Source organism: Okeania sp. SIO2C9 (assembly GCF_010672455.1).
Lineage (GTDB): Bacteria > Cyanobacteriota > Cyanobacteriia > Cyanobacteriales > Microcoleaceae > Okeania.
The window spans coordinates 1-13,046 of record NZ_JAAHGO010000077.1 but is presented as its reverse complement, the minus strand read 5'-3'; the positions used below and the strand labels follow the sequence as shown (position 1 = coordinate 13,046).

At 36.7% G+C, this 13,046-nt stretch carries 8 protein-coding genes; 4 read left to right on the top strand and 4 right to left on the bottom strand.

Annotation, left to right across the window (positions count from 1 at the left end):
- Positions 1-524: 524 nt before the first annotated feature.
- The 3 genes from F6K23_RS33115 to F6K23_RS33105 form a co-directional block, all read right to left on the bottom strand.
- A complete protein-coding gene (locus tag F6K23_RS33115; RefSeq protein WP_293164188.1) occupies positions 525-1,070 on the bottom strand; it encodes a CAP domain-containing protein in 546 nt (181 codons plus the stop codon).
- Positions 1,071-1,691: 621 nt separating this feature from the next.
- Entirely contained in the window at positions 1,692-2,921 is a 1,230-nt protein-coding gene (trpB, locus tag F6K23_RS33110; RefSeq protein WP_293164185.1) for a tryptophan synthase subunit beta, read from the bottom strand.
- Positions 2,922-2,971: 50 nt separating this feature from the next.
- Positions 2,972-3,094 (bottom strand): hypothetical protein, encoded by a 123-nt coding sequence (locus tag F6K23_RS33105; protein ID WP_293164182.1) that lies wholly within the window; start codon positions 3,092-3,094, stop codon positions 2,972-2,974.
- 680 nt (positions 3,095-3,774) lie between these two features.
- Between F6K23_RS33105 and F6K23_RS33100 the strand changes: the two genes are divergently transcribed.
- The gene (locus F6K23_RS33100) at positions 3,775-4,359 is read left to right on the top strand and encodes a pentapeptide repeat-containing protein (RefSeq protein ID WP_293164179.1); all 585 of its coding nucleotides are present in this window, start codon (positions 3,775-3,777) and stop codon (positions 4,357-4,359) included.
- An 855-nt stretch (positions 4,360-5,214) separates the two neighbouring features.
- On the opposite strand, the gene F6K23_RS33095 is transcribed toward F6K23_RS33100, so the two are convergent.
- Entirely contained in the window at positions 5,215-8,439 is a 3,225-nt protein-coding gene (locus F6K23_RS33095; RefSeq protein ID WP_293164176.1) for an efflux RND transporter permease subunit, read from the bottom strand.
- 1,090 nt (positions 8,440-9,529) lie between these two features.
- Here F6K23_RS33095 and F6K23_RS33090 point away from each other — a divergent pair.
- The 3 genes from F6K23_RS33090 to F6K23_RS33080 form a co-directional block, all read left to right on the top strand.
- Complete coding sequence (locus F6K23_RS33090; RefSeq protein ID WP_293164173.1) at positions 9,530-10,906, top strand: Rieske 2Fe-2S domain-containing protein; 1,377 nt, start codon at positions 9,530-9,532, stop codon at positions 10,904-10,906.
- A gap of 627 nt (positions 10,907-11,533) precedes the next feature.
- Entirely contained in the window at positions 11,534-12,340 is an 807-nt protein-coding gene (locus F6K23_RS33085) for a thermonuclease family protein (protein ID WP_293164170.1), read from the top strand.
- A 403-nt stretch (positions 12,341-12,743) separates the two neighbouring features.
- On the top strand, positions 12,744-13,046 hold a 303-nt coding region (locus F6K23_RS33080), incomplete at its 3' end, for a filamentous hemagglutinin N-terminal domain-containing protein (RefSeq protein ID WP_293164167.1).

The window sequence follows — 13,046 nt, the reverse complement described above, 5'->3', positions numbered from 1 at the left end:
ATGGCCATTCGCCCCTACTGTGGTCTACTGAAATGAAAACCGCTGTAAGTCTTCACTTATTTAGATACTTGAGACTCTAATTTTTAGCTTGACAAATTCTGCTTAAGCAGATAAATTAGCTTTTCTAAATCCTTACCTTGATAGTGTTTTGAAAGTTGAATAGCTACTGCTTCTGGGTTATCATCCTAAGATTAATAATGTTTGGCATATCATCAACTTTCTGGAAATTTTGACTGTCTATAAATATATTACTCAGGATTTACGCAGAGACTCTACATATAGAGAGGGCGAATACCATTCCCCCCTACAGATGGTGATTTAACAGTCAATTTGCGTAAGTCCTGTTACTATTACTATCTTGATAACTTTCACCTATTAACTGCCGATAAATTTCCTCAGCTTCAGTTCCTTTTAAAAGATTGTGAAGTTTTGTCAGCTCGAAATACCAATAAAATTTATTTTCATAATAGTCTAATAACTAATCAAATAATCTGAATTATTTCAACTTAAGAATCAAACATTTGCTATCTAGTTTTAATAAAAATTTGATTAAAGAAATATGTTCCTTCAGAATTTTGAGCAATACCAATACCACTTAAATTATAGTCACCTACCATATTTTTCTGATGACCAGGACTACCTATCCAACCTTCAACAGCTTGTTCTCCAGGATTATTATAACCAAAATTATTAGCTAGATTTTCTGCTGCACTTTGGAGTTTAATTTGTTGAGTAATTACCTCTACTCTTTCCTGAAAACCATCATGGCTAAAAGTTGTTTTTCCACTAGCCATTTGTTGAGCATGGATTCTAGATTGTTGAGCAATAGTATTATTCCACTGGAGAGCTGGTAAATTTTGAGATTTTCGATATTGATTTATTTGGGCAAATACAGATTTTTCTAAACCGCTAATATCAGGTGAAATTGCTACTCTTGGTCTAGAAATAGGAGTTTGTCTAGAATTTTGAATTTCTGGCATTTCTGGCAAATTTTTAATGACTTGTTGATAATTACAACTACCCAAAAATATTGCCAGACTCCAGAAAATTGGTTTTAAATATTTATTCATTAGCTTATAGTCAAATATATTCTCTAATTTTATAGCTGACCCTCCTATATCTACATACACTAGATATTTTCAGAATTACATAAGCTTTTTCTAAAATTATTGTAGAGACATTCCATTGAACATCTCTACATTTTGTTTCAGCAGATTTTTAGTCTTATAACTATAACAAGGAAGGAGTTGGTGTTTGACATAAATTAATGATGAACCTGAGACAGAGAAATGCTGTTCCCTGTTCCCTGTTTCCTGTTCCCTGCTATATCAGAAATTATCAAAATAATTGGGTCTAAAACCCTGCCTTTTTATAGGATATCTGAAAAATTTTTTGATACTGAATTTTGCCCCCCTAGCCCCCCAACGCATGGGGGGAACAAGAGTCAATTTGCTTGTTCTAGTCCCCTTTTATTAATCCCCCTCCCGTCCCCTTTTATTAATCCCCCTCCCGTCCCCCGCAGGATCGGGGGATGCCAGAGGATGCTGCGCTTTTTGTTGAATGGGGGATGCGCGGGGGCGAGCGATGTAGCAAATGGGACTTCTCAGACAACCTCTAAGGCAAAATATTTTTGGAGCGAAGCTCAAATCCCCATTACAAAAATAACTTCTGACTTCTGACTTCTGACTTCGTTAACCCTCCAAAAACTTCGCCACTGTCTGCACATCCTTATCCCCACGTCCAGAACAATTAAACACAATACGCGGACTACCACTTAACTGTGGACAAAGAGTTTCCAAATAAGCGATCGCATGAGAAGTTTCCAGTGCTGGAATAATACCCTCCAACTGAGACAGACGTTGAAAAGCAGCTACTGCCTCATTATCAGTCACACTATAATATTCAGCTCTACCGCTATCCTTCAAAAAACTATGTTCAGGTCCAACACCAGGATAATCTAAACCTGCGCTGATGGAATGGGGTTCAATGATCTGACCTTCCTGATCCTGTAACAAATAACTCATAGCTCCATGCAACACACCAACACGACCAAGAGTCAGAGTAGCAGCGTGTTTATTGGTCTCAACTCCCTCACCACCAGCTTCTACACCGATCATTCGGACTGACGACTCATTCACAAACTCATGGAATAAACCCATTGCATTAGAACCCCCACCAACACAAGCAATCAAAATGTCAGGCAAACCGCCCCACTTTTCCAAACATTGAGCGCGGGTTTCTTGACCGATAACAGCATGAAAGTCTCGTACCATCATCGGGTATGGGTGAGGTCCTGCAACGGAACCGAGGATATAGTGGGTAGTCTCCACGTTTGTTACCCAATCTCGAATAGCTTCTGATGTTGCATCTTTCAGGGTGCCGGTGCCAGCTTCCACTGGTCGTACCTCCGCTCCCATTAGTCGCATTCTGAATACATTGAGAGATTGACGCTCCATATCGTGAACACCCATATAGATGATACATTCCAGTCCGAAGCGAGCGCAAACTGTGGCAGTGGCGACACCATGTTGACCAGCACCTGTTTCAGCAATGACACGTTTTTTACCCATTTTCAGAGCTAATAGAGCTTGAGCTAAAGCATTGTTGATTTTGTGGGCACCAGTATGGTTTAGGTCTTCCCGTTTGAGGTAAATTTGTGGACCAGTGCCATCAGGTTTGGCATAATGAGTTGTGAGACGTTCGGCAAAATAAAGAGGACTAGGGCGACCTACATAGTCTCGCAGAAGTTGTTGGAGTTCTTTTTGGAAAGCGGGTTCTTGACTGTATTTTTTGTAGGCCGCTTCTAGTTCAAATAGGGCTGGCATTAATGTTTCGGGGACATATTTACCGCCAAACTGGCCATATCTGCCCAGGGTATCTGGTTGTTGAGTTGAAGTAGGGTTTAGAGGTGTAGTAGTCACTAATTTTGTCTTAAAAATAGAACATTTTTCATTATATATAGGCTTTTCGTTCAACAATTAATAATTGATAGTCCTGCATGGTAATGGTAGGATACATATTCTTTAATTTCTTTCATACTCCCCATCCCCCCATCTCCCCATCTCCCCATCCCCCCATCTCCCCATCCCCCCACACTCCTTTACCATTACTATGCACCACCACCTAATAATTAATAATTAATAATTACCTCTCCTTGAAAACGGATAGGATTGACTAAAAGGAAAATTTGGCGTTGCTGATTCTGGGTATGATGCAAGCCCCCCTAACCCCCCAATTTTGGGGGGAATAAAACTCTAAAAGTCTCCCAATGCGCGGGGGATGCGCGGGGGCGAAGGCGAGAACCAAACAATCGCGCATTCATACTTCAATTCAGCAACGCCGAAAATTTTTTATTTTTTCTCTTTTAAAGGAGAGGCTTTAAACCACAATTTTTCGGTAAAAAGGGAATTGGGAGAAGGGAAAAGGTCTGATAGTTTCAAATTTTTGATCTATTTTTTGATTTTTTATTGATGATATAGGATTGCTATATAGAGGTTGATTTAAAATTATAAAAAGTGCAACTTAAATGTATATCAATTTTTATATTTGTATCCATCGACTTTTTTGATAAAATTTTAACTTTTATTGGCATATATCAAGCAAATATAACTTTTGTAAAATATTGTTATAGAAATCATCTAACATTTTTAAAACAGTCCAAAATAATTAAATATAAGTTTCTTGTCTTTTGTCTTTAAGATTTACGAAAGAAGAGAAGCGCATCTAAAGTTAAAGTTTTAGATGAGAAAATCAAGAAAATTTTAAGAGAAAATTATGAAAATTGAAGAATTTTTAGCACGTTATGCCTCCGGAGAAAGAAATTTTCGGGATATTGATTTATTTCGATCCGAGCTTAGTAATGTGAATTTAGCTGGTGTGAGTTTGTTTCGTGCTAACTTATTCCGGGCTAATTTATTTAGAGCAAATTTAATTGGCGCTAATCTGTACAATGCTACTTTGATTGGTGCTAATTTGTATTGTGCGAATCTGAGTGGGGCGAATCTGAGTGGGGCGAACCTGACTCGTGCAGATTTGAGTGGGGCAGATTTGAGTGGGGCAGATTTGAGTGCTGCTGACTTGAGTGGGGCAATTTTGAGTTATGCTAATCTTAGTTATGCTGATATGAGTCGCGCTAATTTACAGAAAGCAATTCTAATTGATACAAATTTGAGTCATGCTAATTTAAGTGGTGCCGACCTCAAGAATACTAAGATAAATGGGGTTGAGGTGAAGGATACTCGATTTTCTCTTGGTATTGGACTATCTGCACAGATGAAGAGAGAGTTGAAACAGCAAGGTGCAATTATTGAAGATTTGCCTGGAGAACCTCACGCTAGTAGATTGTTTGCCGCTCGGTAGTAGGGGTAGGAGACAGGAGACAGGAGACAGGAGACAGGAGACAGGAGTTAGGACTTAGTGCCGCTACGCGGAACTCAAAAGTCATCCATTGAGTGCTAATTGGCGAGGTTTCCTCAGAATGTAAGACGCACTCAAGACAGTCAAAAGTCAAAAGTCAAAAGTATTGATTTATAATTGTTTTAGGATTTTATAACTGGTTAGTTGTTTGCGCCATCCTGCACTAGAAAAAAAGAATAGGGGAAATAAGGTGGAAATTTGCCTCCAAATTCACCATCTCCCCACATTCCCCTCCTGGGAGAGGTTAGGGGGCTGAAGTCAAAACTCAAAAGTCAAAAGTATTGATTTGTCCATAGATAATGGTATCTGTTTGCGGAGCATTCTGGAACGGAAACGCTTTTTAGGCGTTGGTAAAGCGCGTGTATGATATTAATCTTAATTACTTAGGAGTCAGAACTCAGGAGTTAGAACTCAGGAGTCAGGAGGGAAGAAATAAGAAGAAAGAGGAATAGAAGGAGAAAGTTTTTCGGGGAGCGTAAAGGTCACGGAGTTCTATAGCGCTCTTATCCAGACTATCATACCTCAAATTACCAACGCCGCTTTTTAAATAGAACCCTTTTGGTATCTATAATATCAAGTAACATTAATTAACCGCAATTTAGAGACGTTGCATGCAACGTCCCTACGAGATTGGGGAAAGATTGTTTATTAATGTTATTTAATGAGACATGATTAGGACTTATACAAATACGCTATATATAGCGCTCAAAACTATTGGAAAATAGTTATTGAACTCTATAAATAGTGCCTTTGCGTAAGTCCTGATGATATAAGAGCGATCGCTTCCAATTTCAACTATTATTTCTTCACTTCTTTCACACCATCCTTAACATAACTTGCCTTACCATTACCATTACCATTACCATTACCATTACCATTACCATTACCATTAGAAAAACCATTTATCTCATAACCCCCTGCCAACTCTTCAGCAGATTTATGAAATAAACGTGACTGCAAACCTTTCGCCATCACATAAAATATCGGCACTACATACAAACTCAAAATTGTAGAAACCAACATACCGCCCATAACCGACATCCCAATTGAAACCCGACTAGCAGCACCTGCACCAGAAGCAAAAGCTAATGGCATTACCCCGAAAATAGTAGAAAACGCCGTCATTAAAATTGGACGAAAACGTAAACGAGATGCTTCAACCGCAGCTTTAGTAATAGACATACCATCTGCCAACAACTGGTTAGCAAACTCCACAATCAAAATAGAGTTTTTCGTTGCCAAACCAATCAACATAATCAACCCAATTCGACTATAAACATTCACTTCCAACTGTGCTAACCACAACGCTCCAAAAGCACCCAACAAAGATAACGGTACTGCCAACAAAATCACCACCGGGTCAATATAACTCTCAAATTGAGCTGCCAAAGTCAAGAAAATAAAGATCATTGCCAAGCCAAAAATAAACACCGTCGCTTCACCAGCATCTCGAAACTGCGCTGAATCACCTTTTAAATCAGTTCGCATATCAGCAGGTAAAATCCGGTCTGCCAAATCGTCCAACGCTTGTAACGCCTCACCCAGACTCACCCCTGGAGCAGGACTTCCTTGAATAGTTGCCGAACGAAATCTATTAAAATGATTAATCTGAGGAGGAGTGGTTGTCGTATTTACCTTCACCACATTACTCAAAGGTATCATTACTCCTGACTCAGTCCGCACATATAAATCATCAATATTTTGTAAACTATTACGAAACTGTTCCTCTGCTCGCACAATTACATCATAACGTTGATTTCCTTGGGTAAAGTTAGTAATATCCTCCCCTCCCATCATTATTTGCAATGTTCTTGCAATATCCTCCACTGACACACCTAAATTAGACGCCTGAGCGCGGTCAATTTCTACCGATATCTCCGGTTTATTAATCTTCAAATCTGTATCAATATTATTCAATTGGGGTAACTGTTGCGCTTCACTGGTAAATTCTTCAGATACCCGCGCTAATTCTTCTAAATCATTTCCCTGCAACACAAACTCTACTGGTTGACTGCGACCTCTACCAGGCAAAGAACCGGGGTTAATGGGAAAAACTCGTCCATCAGTAATAGGAGCAAAAGCTCCAAATAACCGTTTAACAATTTCTTGTTGTGCTTCCTCTGGTTTCTTACGTTCTGACCATGGTTTGAGGTTGGTGAAAGCAAAAGCTCGGTTAGCTTGGGCAGATCGACCAAATCCAACAATACTGAAATAACCTCTCATTTCAGGTACTTGAGAGAGTTTATCTTCTACTTGACGCATTACGTTATCGGTATATTGAACACTTACACCTTCTGGTGCGGAAACAGATACAAATACCCGTCCCCGGTCTTCTGTGGGCAAAAATCCTTGGGGCAGTTGTTGATATAGCCAAAAGATTAACCAGAAAGATAGGACAAATCCTAAAATTACTAATGGTTTCATTCTCATCAACAGACGTAATGAGCGATCGTACATTGCTGAGATGCGACTTAGAGCATAATCAAATAAATCTAGGGGAATAGCAACCACGCGGGAAAGGAAATTTTTATGTTCTTTTGGTTCATGTCTTTTTAATATTCGCCCTGATAATGGTGGTGCTAAAGTCAAAGCGACGAAGGTGGATAGTACTACTGAGACTGCAATAGTTAGAGCAAATTCATTAAATATTTGCCCCGAAGAACCTCCAGAAAATCCGACTGGTAAGAATACGGCAATTAATACAACGGTGGTGGCAATGACAGCAAATACTACTTCGCTCACTCCTAACATGGCTGCTTGCATGGGAGTTTTGCCTTCTTCTTGAATATATCGAACTATATTTTCTAAGACAACAATGGTGTCATCTACTACTAAACCTGTTGATAATGTGAGGGCAAATAGGGTGAGGGTGTTGATGGAAAATCCCATGAAAAACATTACCCCAAAGGCACCAATGAGAGAAACGGGAATGGTGATGGTGGGAATGAGAGTTGCTCGCCAATCTCTCAGAAACGCATAGATAACTAAGACAACTAAACAAATTGCTAAAAATAAGCTTTTCCAAACTTCTTTGATAGCTACTTCGACAAATGTTGAGTAGTCAACGCTGATGTAATATTCCATTCCTTCTGGGAAGTCTTTGGATAATTCTTTCATCCTGGTTTTAACACCGTTGGCAACTTCTATGATATTTGCCCCGGATAGTTTACTGATACCAAGACCTACTGCTGGTTTACCATTATAACGGGCAAGGGTGCGATCGTTCTCTGCTCCAATTTCTGCTCTACCAATGTCTCTTAGTCTGGTGAGAGAATTATCATCATTTCGTCTAATGATTAGATTTTGATATTCTTCTGTAGTTTGCAGACGACCAAAAGTCCGAATTGGGTATTCGGTCGATTTCCCTTCTATTCTCCCACTGGGAATTTCGACGTTTTGTTGTCTGAGTGCTTCTTCTACATCTAATGCTGTAATATTTCGGGCAGCCATTTTTTGGGGGTCTAACCATAGTCGCATAGCGTAGCGACGTTCGCCACCGATAAAAATACTACCTACTCCGTTGACAGTTTCTAAGACATTTTTGATGAATTTATCAGCGTAGTTGCTTAACTCTAAGGAGGTGTATTTTTCCCCAGTTAAAGCAAGCCATATAATGCGTTCATCATCGCTACTGCGTTTAGAAACTACTGGCGCATCAACTTCATCGGGAAGTCTTCTCATAGCGCGGGAAACTCGACTACGAACGTCTTGAGCTGCTGCTTCTAGGTCGCGGTCTAGTTCAAATTCAACATTTATGGAACTTGAACCTTCCCTGGTGCTGGAAGTCAGATTTTTGACTCCTTCGACACCGTTAATTTCTGCTTCGAGAATTTCTGTTACTTCTGTTTCTACTACTTCTGGGTTAGCTCCTGGGTAGCTAGTTTGTATGCTAACCACTGGAGGTTCAATAGTGGGAAATTCTTGTACTGGTAGACGAGTGTAACCTACTAATCCAATCAGGATAATTAGCAGGGAACAGACTGAGGCAAATACTGGTTTTTTGATGAAAAAATTGGTAAACATTTTATCAAGTCAAAATTCAAAAGTCAAAAGCCAAAAGTAATATTTTGACTGTCATTTTATCAAGTCAAAATTCAAAAGTCAAAAGTTAAAAGTAAGGTTTTGACTGTCATTAAGTGGTAAAATCTGATTACAGTTTTATTAATTTATCATAGATAATGAACAATGGATAATTATTTGAAAATGGATTAATTATTAATTATCCATTGGTGAACAAACTATTCCTTCCCTATAAGCATGAAAATCATATATCAAGTCAAAATTCAAAAGTTAAAAGTTAAAAGTAAGATTTTGACTGTCATTTTATCAAGTCAAAATTCAAAATTCAAAAGTTAAAAGTAAGATTTTGACTGTCATTAAGTGGTAAAATATGATTACAGTTTTATTAATTGATCATGGATAATGAACAATGGATAATTATTTGAAAATGGATTAATTATTAATTATCCATTGGTGAACAAACTATTCCTTACCCTATAAGCATGAAAATTATATATCAAGTCAAAAGTTAAAAGCTAAAAGTAATATTTTGACTGTCATTTTATCAAGTCAAAATTCAAAAATTAAAAGCTAAAAGTAATATTTTGACTGTCATTTTATCAAGTCAAAATTCAAAATTCAAAAGTTAAAAGTAAGATTTTGACTGTCATTTTATCAAGTCAAAATTCAAAAGTTAAAAGTAATATTTTGACTGTCATTTTATCAAGTCAAAATTCAAAATTCAAAAGTTAAAAGTAAGATTTTGACTGTCATTAAGTGGTAAAATCTGATTACATCTTACAGCTTTATTAATTGATAATGGATAATGAACAATGGATAATTATTTGAAAGTGGATTAATTATCAATTATCAATTATCCAAAAGCTAATAGCTAGTTAATACCAAGTGTGAAAAAAGAATGTTACAAATAATAAGCAGTATTAAAATAATTTGTAGGAAATATTTATTGGACGAAAAAGATAAATTACTATATAAGAAATGGTATCCTATTCATTCTGACTCCTGACTCCTGTCTCCTGACTCCTAAGCAGTAACCTAAATATTTGTAGCAAAGATTTATCACGCCTTGTATAATACATTAATTAATTTCATTATGACTAAATTTTCTTGGACTAAACAATGGTATCCAGTAACTCCCATAGATTATCTAGACTCCTCTCATCCAACTCCAATAACTTTACTTGGTAAAAGGTTAGTAATTTGGCAGGATAAACAAGAAAAATGGATAGCAATGGATGATACTTGCCCCCATAAATTAGCGCAGTTATCTTTAGGAAGTATTGATAAGAATGGAGACCTAATGTGTCGGCATCATGGTTGGTGTTTTGATGGAACAGGTAAATGTACAAATATTCCAATGTTGAGTGAAGAAAAAGCTCTAGAAACAGCTTGTAATAGTGAGCGATCGCAAGTACAAACATATCCTACTCAAGTGTTACAGGGATTACTTTGGGTATGGCCAGATAATAGTTCTACTGCTGTTGAAGATTCTACTTTAAAACAACCTGCTGTGATGCCAGAAGATAAAGTTGATAGCTCTTCAATAGATTGGTTTATGTCAGAAGTTCCTGTTGGTTATACTGTCTCTGTTGAAAGTAGTTTTGACCCTTCTCACGCCCAATTTTTGCATGAAGGAATTGCAGGTTTTTCTCCAGAAAGAGCTATTCCTATCCAAAGTTTTAAAGTATTCGGAGAAATTTCTGCTGAAGATGGTTTTACCTTAAAACATTCTGGTTATAATGTTTTTAACAAAGATATGGATGCTACGCGTAAATTCATTCCGCCCTGTCATAATACAACAATATATGAATTTTCTAATGGTAAATCTGCTTTGTTTCTGTTATATTTTGTACCAACAAAACCAGGTTATTGTAAACAGATTGGTAGGTTTGTTTTTGATGCTGCTCCCCAAAAACGTAACTTGTGGTTTGAACTCCTACCAAAGTATTTGCAAACAGGATTAAAACATTCATCTAGCTATAAGTTAAGTAACCAAGATTTATCAATAATGCACTCCCAAACTATTAACGAATCAACAGAGAATAAAACTTGGCAAAAATCCTATTTCATGCCTTCATTAGCTGATGTTGGTATAGTTACTTTTCGCAAATGGTTAGATGAATTTGCAGGGGGAAAACCTGAATGGCAAGGAATCACAGAAACACCTTTTCTAGAATTAAATGATGAACAATTATACGATCGCTGGCACAGACATACAAAGTATTGCCCTAGTTGTCGGCAATCTCTAATTTTGATAGACAAAATCAAAGATTTTTGTCAAAATTTTACAGCAGTTTTAGCAATTTTAGCTTTATTTTTAATCGCAATTAATCTGTCAGTAAAAATTATTTTGTTACCAGTATTACTGAGTATATTGAGTTTAATTTGCTCTTATAAATTAGACTCCATCAGACAGAGTTTTCTGACCAGTATTCCCAAAACAGGTTTACCTGTGGTCAAATTATATTAGGACTCTTCAATAATTAATAATTAATAATTAATAATTAATAATTAGGGTTTGCGCTCATAAAGTCTTTTGTTAGGGTAGAGAGTAGGCAGCTTTGCTGTAGGCAGTAGTTAAGAGTTATAGTCATTCTAGTTAAGATTGGGACAAAGGTTTCTTGCCTTGAAAGAGTTTCAGCTAAATAAAATGTTCCAGTCTTATACCAAGCGTGAAAAAAGAATGCTACAAAAAGGTAGACCTTGATCGAATATTCTTAAAAATAGCTATTCTAGTTCATTTTAGATAGTTATTCATATCGTTTTTCCATTTTTTTAAATATTTATCCCTTCTTTCTTCTTCCCTCTTTCTTCTTTCTTACTTCTAATGTTAATTATTCTTACTTTTTACCAAAAAATGAGGGTATGTGCCTCCCCTTTTAAGGGGATGAAAAAAATATTTAGTTCAGTATTTCAAGCCTCCGACTTCAGTCGGAGGTTCACTGATAACTGATAACTGATAACTGATAACTGAAATGACTTCTCCCTGTACGGACGTTGCATGCAACGTCCCTACCCACTCCCCTGCTCAACAAAATGTAGAAAAGTTTTTGAGAAATGGTATTATTAGTAGACAGTTAGCAATTTATAATTATAGATGAAAGAAATAATCAACAATATTTTAACTCACCTGGGTGAAGTAAAACTACCTAGTCCGTCATATTTTGAGAACCTCAAAACTTACACTGTCACAAAAGTATCAGATGCCGATACTTTTGATGTTATTTCTGATGAAGATAACCAGGAAATGACTGTGCGTTTTGTTTATATTGATACTCCGGAAACTCGTAAAGGTTGGGGAGATTCACAGGTGGAAAAAATGAATAGTAAAAATGAAAATCAAATATATCGTAGTCAATTTGAATGGGGAGAAAAAGGCAAAGAACGACTCCAAGAATTAGTTGAAAAAAGTGGCAATAAAGTCAAAGTTAAAGTTACTGGAGAAGAAAAACGACCAGGGCGATCGCCACGTTGTTTTGGTGAAGTTTATTTATTAGATGGTACTTTTGTACAATACATTTTAGTGCAGGAAGGCTTGAGTCGAATTTATTATGATTATATTAGCGAATGTCCAAGAGATACTGCAATAATGTTGTTATTAGCAGAAGCGGATGCTCAGATAAATAAACGTGGAATATGGCAAGAATCTCAATCAGAATTTATTCCACCTTGGGTATTTCGTTCCCTGAAGAAAAAACAAAGGTCTTTTCTGAAAGATATGAGTCAAGATGTGAAAGAAGGTACAATTACTGAAGCCGATCTTGAAGCTAAATTTCAACTCAAATTACAGGAGCAAGACAAGATTTTATCAACTCTTTTTGAAGACTTGAAAAATGGTGTCATTACTCAACCTGAATTTGAAGATAAAGTTCAAGCACAAGCTAACAATTTATTTGCAAAATAATTAATTTTGACAAAATATTCACATTCTTGAAATTAATATCATGTCTGCTTAAATACTTATAAATAATTATAAATTTATTATTGGGGATAAAGTTTTTTTTGATAATTAAACAGAGATGATATATAGCAATATGATTTGAGTTGTGAGATATTGGAAACTTTTAGGCAACAGCTCCGGAAGGCAACAGGCAACAGAGAAGAAGAAAAAAACGTATCATATGAATGTAATAATTGCTATATTCTATACTTTTAAGGAACACTTGAATTCTCACAACTGATTCCTGATTGCTATAATTATTATTAGTATGTTTATTAATTAATTGATACCAAATTAATGGGTCTCTGATTCACCTGATGGTGAAATGAATAGCTAACTTAAGATTTACTTTATAAATTCAGCTCTCATGAAAACAAATAAATTAGAATCTTACAGCATCCTACCTCTAAGTTTAATTTTAGGCTCATTTACCATAACACCTGCCTTCTCCCAACCTATAACTCCGGCAAATGACGGTACAGGGACAACCGTTAACCAAAATGGTAACCAATTTAACATCGAAGGAGGCGCTCGCAATGGGGTCAACCTCTTCCACAGTTTTGACCAATTCAACGTTAATTCTGGCCAAACCGCTAATTTCCTGACAACTCCAGATACTCGCAACATTTTAGGACGAGTTACAGGAGGAAATGCTTCTATTATCAACGGT